This window comes from Mycobacterium sp. 1245499.0, assembly GCF_001673615.1.
Taxonomy (GTDB): Bacteria; Actinomycetota; Actinomycetes; order Mycobacteriales; family Mycobacteriaceae; genus Mycobacterium; species Mycobacterium europaeum_A.
The window spans coordinates 14132-33728 of the sequence record NZ_LZMG01000266.1; the positions used below are offsets into that span (position 1 = coordinate 14132).

The window sequence follows — 19597 nt, forward strand, 5'->3', positions numbered from 1 at the left end:
CGCGGCCCGCGCCGGCGATCAAACCAGTTGGCGCAGCGTCTCGATCAGCTTGATTCGCTCCGCCGTGGTCGACGCGATGGGCGCCACGTTGAGGGTGGTGACCCCCGCCTCACGGAACGCCGCCAGCCGCTCCTTGACGAATTCGCGGGTGCCGATCAGGTTGACGTCGCGCACCAGATCGTCGGGCACCACCTTGGCGGCGCCGTCCTTGTCGCCGGCCAGGTAAAGCTCCTGGATCCGGTCGGCCTGCGGGCCGTAGCCGTATTTGGTGGCCAGGGCGTGATAGAAGTTCTTGCCCTTGGCTCCCATCCCGCCGATGTAGAGGGCCAGGTGCGGTTTGACGAATTCCCTTAGCGGCTCGACGTTTTCGCCGATGGCCAGGACGGGACCGGCGTAGATGTCGAGGTCACCAAGCTCGGGGTCGCGCTTGGCCCGGCCGGCGGCCAGGGAGTCCCCCCACACGTCCTGCGCCTTTTCGGGCAGATAGAAGATCGGTTGCCAGCCCTCGGCGATCTCGGCGGCCAGTTCGACGTTCTTGGGTCCCAGCGCGGCCACCAGTATCGGAATACGCTCCCGGACAGGGGAATTGATCAGCTTGAGCGGTTTGCCGAGGCCGGTGCCCTGGTCGGCGGGCAGCGGGATCGTGTAGTGCTTGCCCTGGTGTTGCACGGTCTCGCGTCGCCACACCTGCCGGCAGATCTCGATGACTTCGCGAGTCCGGCCGATCGGGGCGTCGTAGGGAACACCGTGAAATCCCTCGATGACCTGCGGACCGGAAGCGCCCAGGCCCAGGGTGAAACGCCCGTCGGAGACGTAGTCCAGGCCGGCGGCGGTCATCGCGGTGAGGGTCGGGGTTCGGGTGTAGAGCTGCAGGATGCCCGAGGCCAGCCCGACCCGTTCGGTGCTGGCGGCCAGGTAACCCAGCGCGCTCACCGCATCGAACGAATATGCCTCGGGCACAAAGACAATGTCCAGCCCGGCGCGTTCCAGGTCGGCCACCTCGGCGGCGACGTCCTTGAATCCGCCCGCATAGTTGATGCTCAGTCCAATCCGCATGGTCATACTTCTACGCGGTGCCGGATTGATTGGCCAATTCCAGCGCCTCCTGCTGGATGCGACCGAATTGGGCGCCCATCGCCTCGGACAAGGCCGTCGCGCCCGACAGCGGGCGCACCATCACCATGAAGTCGTCGATGCGTCCGTCGTCGTCGAAGTGCAGGAAGTCGCATCCGGTGATCTTCACCCCGGGAGCCCCGGCTATGCCGGTCTCGAACACGAAAGCGTGGTCGCGCCCGCCGGGGTCGTGAATCTCGCGGACGTAGCGGAAGTCCTCGAAGATCCGCAACACCCCGCGCAGGATGGCGGCGGTGATCGGCTTGCCGACGTAGGGCTTGAACGCCACCGGGCTGGTGAAGACCACGGTGTCGGCGAGCATCGCCCGGATGGCCTCCTCGCCGCGCTCTTCGACGGCTTTGCGGAACGGGTGCATGAGCGACCTCGCATAGTCAACTAGTTGAGTACGTGCGGGATCGACGCTAGGGCGCCCGCCGCGCGATGTCCAGAGTGCGATTAGTCACTTTGTTGAGTAGTCGCGTCGTTGTAGCATCGACCGATGTCGCTGCGTGACGCGGTGTTGGCCGCCCTTCTCGAGGGCGAATCGTCCGGATACGACCTGGCCAAAGACTTCGATGCTTCCGTCGCAAACTTCTGGCCGGCGACCCCGCAGCAGCTGTATCGCGAACTCGACCGGCTCGCTGAGCAAGGGCTCATCCAGGCCCGGCTCGTGCAGCAAGAACGCCGGCCCAACAAGCGCATGTTCTCCCTGACCGAAGCCGGCCGGGACGCGATCCGCCAGTTCACGACCAAGGCGCCGAAACCTTCGGTGATCCGTGACGAGCTACTGGTCAAGGTTCAAGCCGCCGACGCCGGTGACATCGAGGCCGTCCGCGAGTTCATCCGCGACCGGCTGCACTGGGCGAGCGCCAAAGTGCAACGTTACGAACGTTTGCGGGCGCGCATGCTGGACGGCCACAGCGAAGAGGAATACCTGGCCCGAACCGAACGAATTGGCCCCTATTTGACGCTGAGCCGGGGAATCTCGTTCGAACAGGAGAACATTCGGTGGGCCGAACGCGCGCTGAGCATTCTCGACCGCCGCGTGCCGGCCACTCGCCGGTGATGCGGCTCAGCGTTCGCGGACCGCGGTGAAGAACTTGGTGCGCAGCAACCGATCGAACACTACCGGCAGATCCTGGAAGGGCCGTCCGTATTCGGTGGCGGCCTTGTCGACCAGGTCCACGCCGGTGACCCGCCAATGATGTTGGGCAAGAAACGCTTTGGTGTCGGTGCGCGGATCGTCGTACCACAGCTCGGCGACCGGCGGGTGGTCGGTGTCCTGGCTGATGGTGGGGACGTTGTCGGCGAATTCCTGCACTTCGCCGGGGGCCGGCCCGAGCTCGGCGGCTAGGTGGCTACCGGCGGCCGACAACTCGTGCAGCTTGTCGAAGAGCGCGTCCTGCGCGGCCCCGGGCAGATAGGGCAGCAACCCCTCGAGCGCCCACGCCGTCGGTTGGCCGGGGTCGAAGCCGGCCGCAATCAGCTCACCCGCCCAATCGTCACGCAGATCGGTGGCGACGGTGACGCGCCGCGTCGACGGGACGGCCCCCCGCTGGTCGAGGACCCGCTGTTTGAATTCGAGCACCCGCGGCTGATCGACTTCGTACACCGTATGGCCGGCGGGCCACTGCAGCCGGTAGGCGCGAGAATCCAACCCGGCGGCCAGTATGACGGCCTGGCGGGTGCCGGACCGACTGGCCTCGGCGAAAAACTCGTCGAAGAATCGCGTGCGCACCCCCACCCACTGTGCATTGAAGGCCGCCGCGCTGGTCATGTCCGTCTTGTCCACTGCCGCAATAAGGTTCGGCTCACCGGCGGCGGCCACGAAGCCGGCGGCGAAGTCGTCGTTCGCCAGCGGCGGCCGCAGCCCGGCGTCGAGGGCACGCGCCGCGCACACGGCCAACGCGGTGAAGCCGACACTCGTCACGATGTCCCAGGTATCGCCGGCACTTCGGGCCACAACAGCCTCCCATCAAGTCATCAACCAGGCGCGGCACGATTCGTTCGCACAACTAACGATATCGTACGCCGGCCGGTTGAGTGCCCCGATCGGTCCTACGACGAGGCGCCCGCCGCTGCCCCGAGCAGTTCGCTCAACTGCGAGACGGAGTAGCACCCCGGACCCGCGCCATCGCGCACCGCCATGCGCACCGCGCGGGCTACGGCGGCATTCAGCGGGGCCCTGGTGCCGTGCCGGTGCGCGATCCGGGCGATCTCGCCGTTGAAGAAATCCGTCTCGACGTTGCCGGTGTTACGGCTGAACGACTGCCAGGTCGAGTTGCTCGGCCCACCGTCCCATCCGGGGACGGGGCGGATGACCGGACCGTCCGCTCGCACCGCCCGCGACGTTTCGAACGGCACGAATTCGATTCCCGCAGAGCACAAGACATTTTCACCCTCGGCCCGCAGCGCGTCGAGTATCTCGCCGGCGTCGGTCGCGCCGGCGGTCAGCGCCCCCACCCCGTTTCCGAGGTTGCTCAGCAACTTGTTGTACTTCCACGGGGCGACGTCGGGTGTGATTCGGGTGCGGATGCCCGCCTCGCTCCAGGCCTCGGCGAGGCCGGTCAGCAGGTCGGCATCGGCCGCCTCGCCCGCTCCCGCGGGCCACCGTGCGATGTGAAACTGGCCGGCCACCGGCCACGACCGCACGATCACCTCCCCGGGTTCGACGTGCACGGCAGGCAACCACACACAGACGCCGAACACGCGAGCAAAGTAGCGCAGCGCCTTCTCCTCGGCGGCAACACCGTTGAGCGCGGTCATCGCCGGCAGCAATTCGCCTGCGGTGCCCCGCGTTCCGCGCACCGGGCGGTCGACCCACTCCTGCAAGGCCGCGTCGAGTTGCTGGGTTTTCGTCGTGAAGACCAGCACGTCGCGCTCGGTCAGTTGCACCTGGTCGGGCCGCGACGCGACGGTGACCGGTGTGCGCCACGTGCCGTCCGGCGTCCGCAGCGTCAAGCCATCGGCCGCCAGCACCTCGGCATGCCGGCCGCGGGCAACCAAGACGGTGGAAGTTTCTGCCCTCGCCAGCAATCCGCCCAGCGTGCCGCCGATGGCTCCGGCACCGATGATCACGTATCGGCGATCGTCCCGCTCCGCCATCGCCCCGCCCCCTCCTGAAGTCGCCATCCTCCACGGCGAGATTACGTGCCGGTGCGCGGCTGCGCCGCCGGCCGCGGCGCTAGCCTGAGGAATGACCGAATACCGCTCGCCCTCGACCGGCCGGGCCGTACGCGCCGTTTTCTTCGATACCTTCGGAACAGTCGTCGATTGGCGATCCGGAATCACCGCCACGGTACGACAATTCGCCCGACGCCACGACGTCAGCCTCGACCCGGACGCGTTCGCAATCGACTGGCGGAGCCGATACCTGCCCTCGATGGCCGAAATCCGTTCGGGCCGCCGGGAATTCGTGTCACTGGATATCCTGCATCGAGAGAACCTCCTCGCATCGCTCGAGCAGTTCGGCGTCGCTGTCGGCGGGCTGCCCGGCGACGAGGTCGACGCACTCGCCCGCTCGTGGCGCTGGCTGCCGCCGTGGCCGGACAGCGTCGACGGTATCGCGGCCATGAAGCGACACGTGATCGTCGGGCCGCTGTCCAACGGCAACACCGGGCTGCTGGTCGAGATGGCCAAGTACGCCGGCCTGCCGTGGGACGTCGTGCTCGGTTCCGATGTCGAAAAGGCCTACAAGCCCGACCCGCGCGCCTACCACACTCCCGCACGTTTCCTTGGCCTGGAACCGGGTGAGGTGATGCTCATCGCGGCGCACCCCTCCGACCTGGACGCCGCCCAAAACGCCGGCCTGGCGACCGGTTACGTCGCGCGGCCCGACGAATACGGCCCGGGGCGGGAATCACCGGTCGAGTCCACCGGCGCGTGGGACGTCTCGGGCACGTCGCTGGGCGAATTGGCCGGCTCGCTGTTCGGTGCGCCGGATCCACGATAATGCGGCGCCGCCGCATGGTTTCGATCCGACTGCGCCGATGCGGCCGCTACCGCATCACACCCGAGGCCGTAGCGGGCGCAGGCGCCGGGCGGCGTAACGGGCCGCCGCTGCGTTCGGGAATGGGAGGCTCCGCGACGGCGTTTACCCCGTGGTGGCGAGACCCGCGCGCCGGCGCGGCCGGTCATCGGCCGAGTCGATCGCGGTTGGGCGCTGAGGATTCCGAGAGGGCCGGACGTGAGATTTCTGCTGATCACACTCATCACCCATGTTCCGGACCCGGTCTCCGGGCTGAAGTCGAGCCCGGCCGATCGGCTGCGTGATGTCCTCGACAAAGCCGTGCTCGCCGAGGAACTCGGGTTCGACGGCTTCGCTGTCGGTGAGCGTCACGAAGACCCGTTCATCTCGTCCTCCCCACCGGTGGTGCTCAGCAACATCGCGGCGCGCACCTCGAAGATCGCCTTGTTCACCGGGGTTACCACGCTGAGCCTGCTTGATCCGGTGCGCGCCTTCGAGGATTACTCGACGCTGGACAATCTGTCCGGTGGGCGGCTCGAACTGATCATCGGAAAGGGCAACGGAGCGGCGCAGGCCGAACTGTTCCACGTGACCCCCGAGGATCAGTGGGACCGCAATCGCGAAGGCTACGAGCTGTTTCGCCTGCTGTGGGACAGTGAGAACGTGACGTGGTCAGGGCGGTTCCGTCCGCCACTCGTCAACGCCAAGGCACTTCCCCGCCCGTTGCAGCGCCGCATCCGGATCTGGCACGGCAGCGCGACGAGCAAGGATTCCGTCGATCTCGCGGCGCGCCACGGCGATCCGATCTTCTCCGCCAATGTCAGCAATCCCATCGAGCCGTACGCCGAGCTGGTTCGTCACTACCGGCAGCGGTGGGAGTTCTACGGCCACCGGCCCGAGGACGCCCTCGTCGGCGCGGGAACCGCCGGGTTCTACATCACCCGGAACTCACAGGACGCCGTGGCGACCTACCGGCCGATGTTCGAGGCGCGTCTGGCGTTCGCGCGCCGCACCGGCCTTCCCGTGGTGTTCGAGTCGATCGAAGACTTCGTCGAGCGAAGCTCGGCGTTGGTGGGCAGTCCCGCGCAGGTGATCGACAAGGTCGGGCGCTACCACCGGGAACTCGGGCACGAGGTGATGCATCTGTCCGCCGATGCCGACGGGGTGACGCGCGACCAACAGCGCCGCAGCCTCGAGCTGTTCCAGTCCGAAGTGGCCCCCGTTCTCCGCGAGAGCATCCCGAGCCGGCCGCTCATCGCCCAGGCGCCTCTCGAAGAGGTTGCGCTGTAACTACTTCCACGCAAACACCGGTTGTTCCAACCCGTCGACCGGATCACCCCGCCCCTCCAGGCCCAGCCACCGCAGCTGCAGCAGCACGGCGCCCGTCGGTGCGTGGATGAGGTCGTTGCCCAGCGGGATCTGCACGACCGGCCGTGGGCTCTCCGGGATGGTGATGAACCGCGGCGAGTCGTCGCGCTGCAGTTGGTGCAACCCCACCCGGTAGACCGCCACCACCTCGTCGGGTGCGGGATGTAGCTCGAGCCGCCCGCCTCCCCAGAGCACCACCGGCGTGATCACGTATCCGGATCGGGTGGGGTAGTCGTCGAGCAGGCCCAGGACCGTCGAATCGGACAGCTCGACGCCGACCTCCTCGCGCAGTTCGCGCAGCGCCGCGTCGACCACGGTCTCGCCAGGGTCGAGGCGGCCGCCGGGCAGAGCCCACTGTGCCGCGTGCGTGCTGAGACGAGAGGCCCTGCGGCACAGCAGAAAAGCGGCGCCGCCGGAGACATCGACCATGCGGCCGTCCAGGTGGGCCGCGGGCAACGGGCGACCGGCATTCCAATCGTCCACCGCCACCGGGTCCACCCGGTCCTCCCCCACCTCGGAGTCGACGAGCACCACCGCGACGGCCGCGTGCCGCTTCGTCGGGTCGGTCACCGCGCGGCGGCTATGGCCGGCCAGATTGTTCCGGATCCGCTCGCGCAGGGGCCGGTCGTAGGGGATGGTCACGCCTCGAGCCTAGGCTGAGGCGTTTTCACGCCGCGCAGATCCGTGCTTGGTCGGGGCCGGCGCCAGTGGTTAACTGCGAGCATGCGGAGACAACCGGTGCTGGCCCGACGCTTCTTCGATCGCTACGAACCGGTGCACGCGGTGACGTATTTCGCGCCCGAAGCGCGGGCGGCGTTGGACGCGCTCGGTTATCGGGGTTTTTGGATGGGCTATTTCGCGGCCCGCTCGGCGCCGCTGGGCGCCGCGACCCGGGAGTTGGTCACGGCGATCTTCTACAATTTCGCCCCCGAACGGGTCGCCAAGGCACTGCCGGCGGCGTGGGAGATCGCGGGCCCGCAGGCCGCGTTGCAGGCCAGGCACGAATCCGCGGTGGCGGCGTTACGCCGCTACGGACTCGGCGCCGACGAAAAGGTCCGCGTCGCAGCCGAACTGGCGGGCAAGGCGGCCCGCCACGCGCCCCTGGATGGGCGTCCCCTGTTCGCGGCGAATCTGGCATTGCCCTGGCCGGACGATCCATTGTCGGCGCTGTGGCACGCCACCACGCTGTTGCGCGAGCACCGCGGCGACGCCCACGTGGCCGTGCTCGCCGCGGCCGGCATCTCCGGGCGCGAATCGAACGTCCTACATGCCGCGGCCGGCAACGTGTCTCGCGACTACCTCGCCCGCACCCGTGACTACGACGAGGCATCCTGGCGTCACCACGAGCAACGACTCGCCGAGCGGGGGCTGCTCGACGACGGCGGAGCGCTGACCCCGGCCGGGCGTCAACTGAAGGACCACATCGAATTGATGACCGACACGCTGGCCCTGTCCGCGCTCGACCCGCTCAGCGACGACGAGGTGGAGACGCTGTTCTCAGCGCTCACCCCGATCACCCGCGCCGTGGTCGCGGGCGGCGACGTTCCCGCCATCACCCCGATGACGTTGCGCCGCGACGAATTAAACGATGACAGCGCGCATTTGGCGGATCGATGAGCGGCCAGCGGGTGCCCGGCGGGGTGGTGCACAAATTGCCCGCGGATCTGCGCGACGCGTTGATCGGCAACGCCACCGCGCTTGGCGCCTGGCGCGACATCACGCCGTTGGCCCGAAACGAGTTCATCTGTTGGGTCGAGGATGCCAAGCAGCAGGCAACTCGGGAGCGCCGCATCCGCCGGACCCAGGAGGAGCTGGAGGAGGGCAAGCGCCGGCCGTGCTGCTGGCCGGGCTGCAAGCACCGCGAACGCACCGGAAAGTAGTGCCGCAGAGGCACTCTCGGCAAAAGCGCGGCTACTTGGTCAGTGGTTTGTAGAAGACCAGGCCGTTGCCCTTGTTGTCATAGACCACGGCCCGTCGTTCGTGGGCGTCGTCGTAGGGGCCGTGCACGATGCCGCCACCGCTGGCCTCGACGGCCTTGGCCGCGGCGTCGACGTCCGCGGTCTTGATGCCGACCACGACCTGCCCGGGGATGGGATGGTCCACCGCGGTCGCCAGCGCCAGCGTGACCGGGCCCGCGTCGAGGGCCGCGAAGTGCGCGCCGTCGCGAAACTTCAGCGGCATGCCAAGGGTTTCGCTGTAGAACCGAATCGACGCGTCGAGGTCGTCAGTCGACAAGATGATCATCTTCGCTTGGTGCCCGCTCACGGCGCCTCCTATGTCCGGGTCGCCACCAGACTAGCGCCGCGGTGTGATCAGGCGGCGCCGGACGGAAGCGCTTGGCCGTCACCGTAATCCATCGGCGGGGCCTCGCCATGCCCTGCACCGCGGTAGGCCACGGCGGTGGCCAGGGCCTTGCCTCCCTCGATTGTCCCGACCACAACGACTTTGTCGTTGACCGTGAAACGCGGTGCGGCCGTGATGGGTTGGCGGTTACCGTGATTGACGACGGTGGTGTTCGGGGTGAAGCCATACGTCTGCACGTGCCCGTCGGCGCCGCGCATGGTCACCGAGTCCGCCGACACGGCCACCACGGTTCCTTCCTGGCTCACCGGCTGCGAGACGGCCGGCGGCTCGAGATTGGCGGCAACGGCGCGCTTCTCGGGGTGGCCTGCGTTGAGCACCAGCGCCATCAGGCACGCGGCGCCCAACAGCGAAGTGGAGACGATTTCGCACATCGTCGCGGCGCCGGAAAGCCCGCGTCGCCGACCACGGTCGGTCGGCGTCGGCTTTTGCTCCGGTGGCTCCGGCATGCGGTGTTTGGCGCTCACGGTCAGTCCTTCCAGCGGCGCTGCACCAAAGGACATCGGCGCCCACCGAATCAGGTTGTTGCCGGGGAAATTACCCGCGGCTGTGGTGCGGTAAACCCGGCTGTGCTGCCACCGGCGGTGTTACGGGGCTATCGCATACCGCGGCGCAGGTCCCGCGGGTGCGGTCAACAACGCGCCGACCTCGGCAAGCGACCCCGGGCCGGCGACCAATTCGGGCCACGGGAAACGCTCGCGCGTGCGCTGCAAGAAGCTCAGCGCCGCGGTCAGGTGCCGCGGTTCGTAGTTGTGCACACCCAGGATGGACAGTTGGCGGCGCACCACCGATTCGGCGTCCACCGCCACGGGCGCGTTCGGCGCGACCGAACCCGCCAGCACGGCTATCCCTTGGACGTCGAGAGCGGCCAACCCGCCTTCCAGCGCTGCCGGCAAGCCGGCCAAGTCCAGCAACACGTCGCACGTGCCGGCTCCGGATGCCGAACCTCGCGCATCGCCGGCGCCGAATCTGCGCGCCAGTTGCCTTCTGACCACGTCCGGATCGACGGCGGTCACCGCCGCGGCGCCACCGATTCCGGCCGCGGCGACCGCGGTCAGACCGAGCATGCCGGCGCCGAGCACGAGCACCCGTCGCCCGTTCAGGTCTCCCGCGCGTTCGATCACGGACATGACCGTGGCCGTCGCACAGGCCGCCGGTGCGGCGACCGCGTCGATGAGGTCGTCGTCGACCACCGCGATGGGCAAACCGCGGGGAAGGAAAACGTGCTGGGCGTAGCCGCCGGACAGTCCCCATTCGGAGTCCAGTGCCTCATGGCCGGCCTTGCGCACGACGCGGCACTTCGCCGTGACGCCCGCGCGACACCGGTCGCAGGTGCCGCAGGGCAGCGTCACGCACCAGATGACGCGTTGACCAACGCGCAAAGCCCGGCCGTCTACGGCCGCGGGCCGGCCGCCGCCCAGCGCCACGATCTCACCGACGGCCTCGTGACCCAGGATCGACGGGCACGGCTGGCGGCGCCGCCCACCCACGGTGTGCCTGTCGCTGCCGCACACCGTGGCGAGCCGGACTCGCACCAACACATCGCCCGGCCGCAACGGCGGAACGGGCACCGATTCCACCGAGACGTCGGGACCGCCACGCCACACGGCCGCCAGCGTGTGCGCGACCGGCATCGGCTGCGTCACGAGGGGCCGGCCGCCAGGTTGCTGGCCTCGAGGAGCGCGGGCAGGTCGGCCACGGACGCGAGCAGATGGGTGTGTCGATACCTGCCGAGCTCGACGGCGTCGTCGGCCCCCGACAGGACGCCGACGACAAGCGCCGCACCCGAGTTGGTTCCGGCTTGTAGGTCGCGCGGGGTGTCGCCGGCGACGAGTACCCGGGACACGTCGGTGACACCGAGCTTCTCCATGGCCCGAAAGATCATGAAGGGCGCTGGGCGTCCGGCCGCGACGTCACTGCCACACACGACCGCGTCCACGGTCGACTCGCCTTCCCAGCCCAGAGCGGCTAACAACGAATCGACGATGTCACGGTCGAACCCGGTGGTGAGAGCGATCCGGATACCTTCGGATCGCAGCGCGGCCATCGCGTCGGTGATGCCGGGCAGCGGGCGCGGCGGAGAGGCCGCGTAGGCGGACGTCAGCCGGGCACGGAAGTCAGCGACGACGGCGTCCAGCAGGTCCGCGTTCGGCGGGGCGCCACCTGATGGGGTGAGCAGCGCCCGCAGCGCCTCGTGCTTTGCCGCCCCGTGCCAGCGTGCGATGTCGGCCTCGGACGGCGACGCTCCGTAGGCGTTCGCCGTTTCGGCGAGGACCCGGTAGACCTGCTGGCCCTCGTCGATGGTGGTGCCGGCCATGTCCAACACGGCCAGTTCGACCCGGGTGGTCATCGGGCGTCGACCTCCGTTCCCGGCCTGGCGTTTCGGCTCAGGGCGCAGCGCGCGTCCAAGGTGTTCTCCAGCGTGAAACTGACCATGCCCGGCAGATAGCGGTCGTCGTGGTACTCGATGACCTCACCATCGGCGCCCCGGGTACTCCGTTGCTGCCGCAGTAGCGGATCGCCCTGCGCCACAGCGAGATACGTCGCATCGATCCGGTCGGCCGCGACCGCGTCGATGACGTGCGAGGCGGTCGAGAACCGCACTCCCTGCGACAGCAGGTAGGCCCACAGCGACCCCGAGTCGCAATCGAAGTCGAACAACCGGCGACCGACGTGCTCGACGAAGGTCGCTCGTTCCAGCATCGCGGGCTCGCCGTCGAGGTAGCGCAACCGCAACATCTGCACGACCGGGGCTCCCTCGTCGAGATGCAGTACCGAGGCCGCGTGTTCGTCGGCTCGGCGCCAAGCCAATTCGAGCGTGCGCTGTCCGGGCGTGCGCCCAATCGAATGGGCCCACGCGGAATAGGACAGCAGCGTGTCGAACGGCTGGCCGACCGACGCCGTACAGACGACGGGCCGTTTCCCGCGGCCGCCGGCGATGACGCCCTCGGCACGCAAGGCGGCCAGCGCCTGGCGGACAGGTCCGCGTGACGCTTTCCAGCGGTCACAGAGTTGGGATTCCGACGGAAGCTCGGAACCCACGGGCAGGTCTCCGACCCGGATCTGCTCCCGCAGGCTGTCGGCGATCATCTCGTGCAGCGCCATTGCCATGTACTTGACTATACATGTCGCCGGAACGGCGCTCGACCCGCTGGCCACTGAATATCCTTGAGGTTACTAATCATTGAACATCAACATAAATGGCGGTACGTCGTTGACTTGCGTCTAGCGTGTGGTGGACGGTACTTATCATGACAAGTCCCGGACCGCGGCGCGACGCCATGCCCTCCGCATCGGCCCATGCCGGCGTCGCCAAGTCGATCGACGACGCGAAGCTCGACATATTCCACTTCAAGGCCGCGGCGACCGCGGGAGCCGGATTCTTCACGGACTCATACGATCTCAACGTGATCGGCACGGTCACCCTGCTGGCCACCCCGCAGTTCCACCTCACCGGCGGGCAGATTTCGATGCTGACGAGTTCGACACTGCTCGCAGTCGCGTTGGGCGCCATAGCCTTCGGTCGCCTCGGCGACATGCTCGGCCGCCGCCGCGTCTACGGCTTGGAAGCGGTCCTGATGATCATCGGGGCGCTGCTCTCCGCGTTCGCTCCCAACTTCACCATCCTGCTCGTCGCGCGGCTGATACTCGGAATCGGCATCGGGGGCGACTATCCCGCCAGCGGCGTCATCATGGCCGAATACGCCAATCGGCGAAACCGCGGTCAGCTGGTCGGCCTGACCTTCATCTTCTACGTGTTCGGCCAAGTCGCGGCATATCTTGTCAGCCTGCTCGTGCTGGCCATCGGCGTGCCCGACCACATCGCCTGGCGACTGATACTGGGGATCGGCGTCATCCCGTCCCTGCTGGTGCTGTATCAGCGTCGCCACATGCCCGAGTCACCGCGCTGGACGGCCGAGCGTGGCGACGAGCAGCAGGCGCTGAAAGACTTTGCGGCGTTTGCTCAATCGCGCGCGACATTCGCCTCACCTGCCGTCGGCGCGACGCCCGCCGCCAAGATCGGACTGTCCAACCGCAAGCTCCTCACGGTCCTGTTGGGCACCGCGGGTAGCTGGTTCTTCTTCAACGTCGCCGTCTATGGCAGCTACGTCAGCCAACCACTGCTCATCAAGCACATCACGCCCCACGGCAGTGTGCTGTCCAACATCGCCCTGAACGCGGTGCTCGTCATCTGTTTCGGCCTCGGCGGCGCGATCGCGGGCCTGCTGGTGCTCGACCGGGTGCCACGACGCACGTTGCAAGGGCTCGGGTTTGGCATCTGCGCGCTGGCAATGCTGCTGATAACGGCCTTCCCGATCATCAGCGCCTCGGTAGTGCCGTTCGCGATCGTGTTCGGCATGTCGTTGTTCGGGGTCGCCTTCGGACCCAACTACACCACCATGCTTCTCGCCGCGGAGTCCTATCCCACCGCGGTGCGCAGCACGTTCCACGGCCTTTCCTCCGCCATCGCGAAGGTCGGGGCGTTCCTGGGTGCGCTGTTCGTGCCGCTCCTGCTCAGCGGAGCCGGGTTACGAGCGGTGACCCTGTTGGGGTTTTGCTGCTACGCGGCGGGTATCGCCACCACCGTCTTGGTACGCGAACCCGCGGGACTCGCGCTCGACGACGTCAGCGATGGCCTTCGCCGCCACGGCGCACGCACCGGCGTGACGACCGAAACCCCTGCGCCGGAACGGCTTTCGGCCTGATGGTCAGGTGCGAAGTCAGCTCTTGGTGAGGGTGAACTGCGCTACGTCGGTGTACCCCTCGCGGAACAGGTCCGCGCATCCGGTCAGGTACTTCATGTACCGGTCGTAGACCTCTTCGGACTGGATCGCGATGGCCTCGTCCCTGCGCTCCTCCAGGGCGGCCGACCAGGTGTCGAGCGTGCGGGCGTAGTGCAGGCGCAGCGGCTGGTAACGGTCGAGGCTGAAGCCGGCGCGCTCGGCGTGCTCGACGACGCCCTTGGCCTGGGGCAGGTCACCGCCCGGGAAGATCTCGTCCATGATGAATTTCATGAACCGGATCTTGGTCATGGTGATGGGCAACCCGCGCTCGGCGAATTCCTCGTCGCTGGGCTTGATGATGGTGTGCAGCATCATCACCCCATCGGCCGGCAGCGCCTCATAGGCCATCTTGAAGAAGTCGGGGTACCGGTCCCGGCCGAAGTGTTCGAATGCGCCGATCGACACGATGCGGTCGACCTTCTCGTCGAACTGCTCCCAGCCCTGCAGCAGCACCCGCTTGGACCGCGTCGAGGGGTGGCTGTCCAGACGGCGCTGCACGTGCGCCTGCTGGTTGCGGCTCAGCGTCAGGCCGACCACGTTGACGTCGTAACGCTCGAGCGCCCGGACGATCGTGGTGCCCCACCCGCACCCGATGTCGAGCAGCGTCATGCCGGGCTGCAGGCCGAGCTTGCCGAGCGAGAGGTCGACCTTGGCGTACTGCGCCTCTTCCAGCGACATGTCCTCGCGCTCGAAATAGGCGCAGCTATAGGTCCGCGTCGGGTCCAGGAAGAGCGCGAAGAATTCGTCGGACAGGTCGTAGTGCGCTTGTACGTCCTCGAAGTGCGGTTCCAAGCTGACGGCATCGCCGGGTTTTTCGGACAAGGCACAACCTCTGACTGGTTCTTATTGTTTTACCGGGTGCGATCGAAGCAGATCGCCTGACTGACGCCCCAGTGTATCCGCCCGGATGTCCGCGCCTGCCCGGCGAGTTGCTGTTCAAGGCGCCGAGCCTGCGGACGGGGGGGCCGACGCTGTTGCCCGCACCGCGACGTCACCGGATGACTGACGCGGGCGTCAAATTGGTATCGAGCTGCGGGGCAGGTGAACTCGACGAAGGCGTACGATCCGGCTGGCTGGACGCGGTTGACGGATCCCGCGCCGGGTTGTTATCTCAGCTGATGAACGGGGTAAGCCCCGGGCTGACCGGTGTTCAGAGAGGCGGAACTCTCCGATGGCTGACATCACCATGTTGATCCTTGCCGACCATGAGTGGTTCCGCGAGCAGTTCGCGCTGCTGGACGACCTGCAGGCGCACAGTCCCGACGACCGGGCGGCGCTCAAGCGGGTATGGCGTCCGCTCGCCGACAAGCTGGACGTGCACGCCTACATCGAAGAAAAGATCTTCTACCCGCAGTTGCTCAAACGCGGGGGCGAGGACGCCGAAGGCGAGACCCTCGACGCGATCGGTGATCACAACGACATCCGCGACGGCGTGCGCGAGGCCAACGCCGCCCCGCTCGGCAGTGACCAGTGGTGGGCGGCGGTCGGGCGAACCCGGGTGGCCAACGACGATCACATGGGTGAAGAGGAACGAGAAGGGCTGTCGGATTTTCGCCGCAACGCCCCCATCGGGCTTCGCGATGCGCTCGGGCGCCAGTACAGCGAGTTCATGGCCGAGCACCCCACCACCGAGGGGCTGCCGATCGAGGATCGCGACCCGCGTCGCTATGTCGAGCAGTTCGAGGAGACGTCCCAGACCAAACCCACCGACTTCTCGCTGCGCATCGGGAGCCTCAAAGGCCAGTGAGGCGTCCGCGACCGCCGGGACGTGACGCGAATAACCAATCCGGCGCCGGCGTTGCCGTCGCACCGTCGTCGTCGCCGCTCGCGAGGCGGGTCTAGCTGGCATTTGCCGGACGCGACCGCGCCCGCGCATGCGTTCGCCGGACCGTCGCGCCAGCCCGCCGACACGCGCGATTACCCGACCCCGCTGGTTCGTCCCGGGAATGTTTCGGGTAAGCCATCAGTCGATGGGTACTCGACGCCGCCGGAGGAAATGGGCACGTAAAGACATCAGGGTCGCCGATCCGGCGATGCGGCAGACCATCATGGGCACCGCGATCGGCAACTTCATGGAGTGGTACGACTTCGGCGTCTACGGCTATATCGCGACCACGATCGCGCAGGTGTTCTATCCCGGCAAGAGCGTCAGCGGCGTCCACCTGATCGCCACCTTCGGCACGCTGGCGGCGGCCTTCGTGGTGCGGCCGCTCGGCGGCTTCATCTTCGGTCCGCTGGGCGACCGCATCGGCCGGCACCGGGTGCTGGTGGTGACCATCCTCATGATGACGATCAGCACGACCATGACCGGGCTGCTGCCCACCTACAGCACCATCGGGATCTGGGCGCCGATCCTGCTCGTCATCGCCCGAATATTTCAGGGCCTGTCCACCGGCGGTGAGTACGTCGGCGCGATGACCTACCTGGTCGAACAGGCCCCCGACCACAAACGCGGCATGATGGTCGGGTTCTTGCCGATGGGCAACCTGGTCGGCTTCGTCCTCGCCGGGATGCTGGTGACGGGGCTGCAGACCTGGCTGCCGGACGACGACATGCTGGCGTACGGCTGGCGGATTCCGCTGCTGCTGGGCCTGCCCTTCGGCCTGGTCGCCCTGTTCTTACGGCTCCGGCTCAAGGAGTCCTCCGCCTACCAGAGCGCGCACGACGATGCGCCCTCGGCGGACGACCAAGGCGGGCAGCAGATTCGGCGGACGATCGCGGCCCAGTGGCGTCCGATGCTGATCTGCGCGGCGCTGGTGCTGACCTCCCAGGTCGCCGACTTCATGCTCACCGGGTATCTGCCGACGTATCTGCGGCTGTTCGTGCGCGTCGGGCACACCGCCGGGCTGGTGATGATCGTCTCGACGCTGGCGATCTTGATGGTCACCGTGGTGCTCGTCGCCAGCTTGTCTGACCGCATCGGCGTCAAACCCATCATGTGGACCGGCTGCGGGCTGCTGATCGTGGCCTCGATCCCGGCGTTCTGGCTGATCCGCTTCGGCGGCCTGTACCCGGTGATCTTCATCGGCGTCCTGCTGATCGGCCTGATGGAGCTGTGCTTCGACAGCACCGGTCCGGCCATGTTGCCCGCACTGTTTCCCACCAACGTGCGCTACGGGGCACTGGCCATCTCGTACAACATCTCGATTTCACTGGTCGGCGGCGTTACGCCGCTGATCGCCCAAGCGCTGGTCTCCGGCACCGGCAACGTGATGGTGCCGGCTTACATGCTGATCTTCGGCGGCGTGGTGGGCGCCATCACGTTGCTGTTCACCCCGGAAGTCGCCGGCAAGCCGTTGCTCGGCTCCGGGCCTGCCGTCGAAACCGAGCGCGAGGCTCGCGAGCTCGCCGAGGACGTCAGGTAGCGGACAACCGGCGCAGTTTCTTCTGTTTTTGCTCGTGGGCGTTTATTTGGCCGTGGCGGGCTATCCGGTGAAGATGAGGACCGGTTTCCACCAGCGGCTGCGCACGCTGACCGAACAGCTCGCCCAGATGTGCGCGATGGCCGCTGAGGCGATCCAGCAGGCGAGCGAGGCGCTGCTGGAGGCCGACCTGACGACGGCCGAATCCGTCATCGCGCGCCATCGCAGCATCCTCGCGATGGACGCGCACGTCGAGGAGACCGCATTCGCGCTGTTGGCCTTGCAGGCGCCGGTGGCCACCGACCTGCGCGCGGTGGTCAGCGCCCTGCGGATCGCCGCGGACGCGCGACGGATGGTCGAGCTCGCGGTCCACATCGCCGAGATCGCCCGTCGCCGGCACCCGTATCCGGCCGTCTCGGCCGAGGTGCGGCCATACATCGCCGCCATGGGCGAGGCGGCCGAAGCGCTGGCGCTGGGGGCGCGCGAGGTGCTGGTGTCTCAGGATCCGCGCAGGGCAGCTCAGATTCGCCGCGACGACGACACGATGGACGACCTGCACCGGCGCCTGCTGGCGGTGCTGAAGGATCCCGCGTGGACGGAGGGCGTCGCCGCCGCGGTGGACGCCACCCTGTTGGGCCGCTTCTACGAACGCTTCGCCGACCATGCGGTGCAGATCGCGCGGCGCGTCATCTTTCAGGCCACCGGGCGCTAGCCGATGCGCTTCGGCGCGGTGACAACGTGCCGCGAACGAGGCGGCTCAGCGGTCAAGCGTGACGCAGCACCAACAACTCGCCGGTCAAAGTTCCATCCTCAAGCAACCGACCGATCGTCGAACTCTGACGTTCGGCCAACTGCCAGGTCTCCGTATCCCCATGCCGGTCGGCGAGGACACGCTCCACGGTGTCGACCCGCTCATTCCATGCGTCCTCGATCGGCGGAAGGTCCTGCGTGCCGAGTTGCCGCTCGACGTCGAGCGCGGCCCTGGTCAGCAGCTCTCGCAAGGCATCGGGTGTCGGAAAGTGGTTGCCCTCCAGCGCATTTGGCGGTATGTCGCGATGCGCGACGAAAACGAGCAACCCGACGCGCCCACCCGGCCGTACCACGCGGCGCAGCTCGGTGAGCAACGCGAGTTGATCGGGGGTGGTACACAGCACGCCCAGTGCCCAGGCGGCGGTGAAACTCGCGTCCCTCATCGGTAGGGCCGATCCCATCGCGCACACCACCGGAAAGCCGAAGAGTTTCTGTGCCGCACGGCACGCGCCGGTCTCCGGCTCCACGAGAACGGGCCGAACCGCAGTCGATCGAGCGGCGTATGCCGCGGGGCCCCCGACGCCGGCGCCGGCGTCCAACAGTGTGGCTTCGGGCGCCAGTTTCATGTGTTCGACGAGCCAGTCGAGGGCCGCCGGGCTGCCGCTTCCCCGGCAGCCGGCAGGGAGGTGGTAGTCCGGCCCGAGCTCGGCCGCCACCTGCGCGGTCCATTCGGCGACGGCGTCGAACTCGGCCTCCATGGGGTCCGTCATGGCGCCCCTCCTCCCTGCTCCCGGATGCGCCGGCCCACTTCTGCCTTGATCTCCGCACCGATGCGAGGTCCCGATGCCGAGGCCAGCCCCGAGACGTTCACCCCCTCGACGCCCTCGATCGACAGCAGCGCTCGCGCCTCGTCCACCGCCGCCGCGATCCCGGCCTCCACCGGATCCGACGCGCCCAGAACCCGTTGCGTCACAGTGGGATCGAGCTCGAGTCCCGGCAGCCCTTCCAGTACCGCCGCCGAGACGGTGTCGGTGAATACCGCTACCGCCGCGATCACCGGGATCGCCAACCCGGCCGCCCGTGCCGACTTCATGAAATCGGCGACCATGTCGGGAAAGGGCACGTGGTTGAGGACCGCCAGACTCGCTCCGGCTCGCTGCTTCTCGACCAACCGCGCGGGCCGGCGCTGTACGGGCGGGGCGGTAGGCGTTTCTGGTACCGCGGCGACGATGCCGACCGAAGCGGCCAGCGAAACCAGGCGAGGCCCGTCGAGGTCGAAGGTCTGCGAAACATCCGGGCGCACGTCATATCCGCGCCCATCGCCGGTGACGCACAGCACCGTTTCGACATCGATGCTGCGCAGTCCTCTCAACTCCTGCTCGAGCACCACGCGGTTACGGTCCCGGCAGGACAACGTGATCCACGGCGTCACACCGGCGTCGAGCAACAGCGACGCCATCAACGTGGGCGGGAAGTCGGGTTTGTTCTGGTGTTCGCCCACGAGGACGGCGTCGCATCCGGGCGCCAGGACCGTCGCCGTCGCCGCGATGTCGTCAGGATCGAACGGGGTGGCGCTGAAGTCGGTCAGCACCCGCGGAGCCCGCGCGGGTCGGGGGGCCGGGCTATGACCCGACCACGGCACCACGTCGTCGAAGACGCACGGACCCGGGCGCATCTCGCACTGTCCGTCCGGCCGCACGCCGCCGCACGGCCCGAACTCCATCCGCTTCGGACAACCCGAATCCGCCGGCATCCGCACCCCCTCGATCGTCAATACCCAAACGATCGCGCCCACAAGCGTCCCGGCGACCGCGCGATGTCGGGAGGTCATTCGCGATTAGCAATCGTTCGCTGCGGCTAATACGAAAGGGGCATGTGCTGGATGGACGGCA

22 protein-coding genes are annotated in these 19597 nt (G+C 67.8%); 9 read left to right on the forward strand and 13 right to left on the reverse strand.

What is annotated here, in order from left to right; genetic code table 11:
• Positions 1 to 18 precede the first annotated feature (18 nt).
• Positions 19 to 1056: an LLM class F420-dependent oxidoreductase gene (locus A5646_RS15265; protein ID WP_067022513.1), complete on the reverse strand. Its 1038-nt coding sequence runs from the start codon at positions 1054 to 1056 to the stop codon at positions 19 to 21.
• A 10-nt stretch (positions 1057 to 1066) separates the two neighbouring features.
• A complete protein-coding gene (locus A5646_RS15270; protein ID WP_067022414.1) occupies positions 1067 to 1489 on the reverse strand; it encodes a nuclear transport factor 2 family protein in 423 nt (140 codons plus the stop codon).
• 123 nt (positions 1490 to 1612) lie between these two features.
• Between A5646_RS15270 and A5646_RS15275 the strand changes: the two genes are divergently transcribed.
• Positions 1613 to 2179: a PadR family transcriptional regulator gene (locus A5646_RS15275; RefSeq protein WP_067022415.1), complete on the forward strand. Its 567-nt coding sequence runs from the start codon at positions 1613 to 1615 to the stop codon at positions 2177 to 2179.
• Positions 2180 to 2185: 6 nt separating this feature from the next.
• Here A5646_RS15275 and A5646_RS15280 read toward each other — a convergent pair whose 3' ends face one another.
• Complete coding sequence (locus tag A5646_RS15280) at positions 2186 to 3076, reverse strand: SAM-dependent methyltransferase (RefSeq protein ID WP_067022418.1); 891 nt, start codon at positions 3074 to 3076, stop codon at positions 2186 to 2188.
• Between the two features lie 95 nt (positions 3077 to 3171).
• Positions 3172 to 4218: a ketopantoate reductase family protein gene (locus tag A5646_RS15285; RefSeq protein WP_067022420.1), complete on the reverse strand. Its 1047-nt coding sequence runs from the start codon at positions 4216 to 4218 to the stop codon at positions 3172 to 3174.
• A gap of 91 nt (positions 4219 to 4309) precedes the next feature.
• Between A5646_RS15285 and A5646_RS15290 the strand changes: the two genes are divergently transcribed.
• Both A5646_RS15290 and A5646_RS15295 read left to right on the forward strand, forming a co-directional pair.
• Complete coding sequence (locus A5646_RS15290; RefSeq protein ID WP_067022422.1) at positions 4310 to 5065, forward strand: haloacid dehalogenase type II; 756 nt, start codon at positions 4310 to 4312, stop codon at positions 5063 to 5065.
• 234 nt (positions 5066 to 5299) lie between these two features.
• The gene (locus A5646_RS15295) at positions 5300 to 6370 is read left to right on the forward strand and encodes an LLM class flavin-dependent oxidoreductase (RefSeq protein WP_067022424.1); all 1071 of its coding nucleotides are present in this window, start codon (positions 5300 to 5302) and stop codon (positions 6368 to 6370) included.
• Here the strand turns inward: A5646_RS15295 and A5646_RS15300 are convergent, their stop codons facing one another.
• Positions 6371 to 7090 carry a CoA pyrophosphatase gene (locus tag A5646_RS15300; protein ID WP_066861239.1) on the reverse strand — a complete coding sequence of 240 codons (720 nt, stop codon included), beginning with the start codon at positions 7088 to 7090 and terminating at the stop codon, positions 6371 to 6373. It lies immediately after the preceding gene.
• A gap of 81 nt (positions 7091 to 7171) precedes the next feature.
• On the opposite strand from A5646_RS15300, the gene A5646_RS15305 reads away from it, so the two are divergent.
• A complete protein-coding gene (locus A5646_RS15305) occupies positions 7172 to 8065 on the forward strand; it encodes a hypothetical protein (RefSeq protein WP_066876459.1) in 894 nt (297 codons plus the stop codon).
• A complete protein-coding gene (locus A5646_RS15310) occupies positions 8062 to 8328 on the forward strand; it encodes a YdeI/OmpD-associated family protein (protein WP_066861233.1) in 267 nt (88 codons plus the stop codon). The genes A5646_RS15305 and A5646_RS15310 overlap by 4 nt, the downstream gene beginning before the upstream one ends.
• 31 nt (positions 8329 to 8359) lie before the next feature.
• Here A5646_RS15310 and A5646_RS15315 read toward each other — a convergent pair whose 3' ends face one another.
• The 5 genes from A5646_RS15315 to A5646_RS15335 all read right to left on the reverse strand — a co-directional run bounded on the left by A5646_RS15315 (position 8360) and on the right by A5646_RS15335 (position 11920).
• The gene (locus A5646_RS15315; RefSeq protein WP_067022426.1) at positions 8360 to 8713 is read right to left on the reverse strand and encodes a VOC family protein; all 354 of its coding nucleotides are present in this window, start codon (positions 8711 to 8713) and stop codon (positions 8360 to 8362) included.
• Between the two features lie 47 nt (positions 8714 to 8760).
• A complete protein-coding gene (locus A5646_RS15320) occupies positions 8761 to 9276 on the reverse strand; it encodes a hypothetical protein (RefSeq protein WP_231998339.1) in 516 nt (171 codons plus the stop codon).
• A gap of 120 nt (positions 9277 to 9396) precedes the next feature.
• A complete protein-coding gene (locus A5646_RS15325; protein ID WP_067022515.1) occupies positions 9397 to 10443 on the reverse strand; it encodes a zinc-binding dehydrogenase in 1047 nt (348 codons plus the stop codon).
• An 8-nt stretch (positions 10444 to 10451) separates the two neighbouring features.
• Positions 10452 to 11159 (reverse strand): phosphonatase-like hydrolase, encoded by a 708-nt coding sequence (locus A5646_RS15330; RefSeq protein ID WP_066861224.1) that lies wholly within the window; start codon positions 11157 to 11159, stop codon positions 10452 to 10454.
• Positions 11156 to 11920: a GntR family transcriptional regulator gene (locus A5646_RS15335; protein ID WP_067022427.1), complete on the reverse strand. Its 765-nt coding sequence runs from the start codon at positions 11918 to 11920 to the stop codon at positions 11156 to 11158. The genes A5646_RS15330 and A5646_RS15335 overlap by 4 nt, the downstream gene beginning before the upstream one ends.
• Before the next feature lie 140 nt (positions 11921 to 12060).
• On the opposite strand from A5646_RS15335, the gene A5646_RS15340 reads away from it, so the two are divergent.
• Entirely contained in the window at positions 12061 to 13515 is a 1455-nt protein-coding gene (locus A5646_RS15340) for an MFS transporter (RefSeq protein WP_067022428.1), read from the forward strand.
• A gap of 15 nt (positions 13516 to 13530) precedes the next feature.
• Here the strand turns inward: A5646_RS15340 and A5646_RS15345 are convergent, their stop codons facing one another.
• Entirely contained in the window at positions 13531 to 14415 is an 885-nt protein-coding gene (locus A5646_RS15345) for a cyclopropane mycolic acid synthase family methyltransferase (RefSeq protein ID WP_067022429.1), read from the reverse strand.
• A gap of 349 nt (positions 14416 to 14764) precedes the next feature.
• Here A5646_RS15345 and A5646_RS15350 point away from each other — a divergent pair, with 349 nt between their 5' ends.
• From A5646_RS15350 to phoU, 3 genes are all read left to right on the forward strand, one after another.
• Entirely contained in the window at positions 14765 to 15340 is a 576-nt protein-coding gene (locus tag A5646_RS15350; RefSeq protein ID WP_066861212.1) for a hemerythrin domain-containing protein, read from the forward strand.
• Between the two features lie 286 nt (positions 15341 to 15626).
• Complete coding sequence (locus A5646_RS15355) at positions 15627 to 16958, forward strand: MFS transporter (RefSeq protein ID WP_067022430.1); 1332 nt, start codon at positions 15627 to 15629, stop codon at positions 16956 to 16958.
• A 73-nt stretch (positions 16959 to 17031) separates the two neighbouring features.
• Positions 17032 to 17667, forward strand: coding sequence for a phosphate signaling complex protein PhoU (phoU, locus tag A5646_RS15360; RefSeq protein WP_067022517.1), 636 nt, complete (start codon positions 17032 to 17034; stop codon positions 17665 to 17667).
• A 52-nt stretch (positions 17668 to 17719) separates the two neighbouring features.
• On the opposite strand, the gene A5646_RS15365 is transcribed toward phoU, so the two are convergent.
• Positions 17720 to 18475 (reverse strand): class I SAM-dependent methyltransferase, encoded by a 756-nt coding sequence (locus tag A5646_RS15365; protein ID WP_066861206.1) that lies wholly within the window; start codon positions 18473 to 18475, stop codon positions 17720 to 17722.
• Positions 18472 to 19458, reverse strand: a complete 987-nt coding sequence (locus A5646_RS15370) for a methylenetetrahydrofolate reductase (protein WP_067022520.1) — start codon at positions 19456 to 19458, stop codon at positions 18472 to 18474. The genes A5646_RS15365 and A5646_RS15370 overlap by 4 nt, the downstream gene beginning before the upstream one ends.
• Positions 19459 to 19597 lie beyond the last annotated feature (139 nt).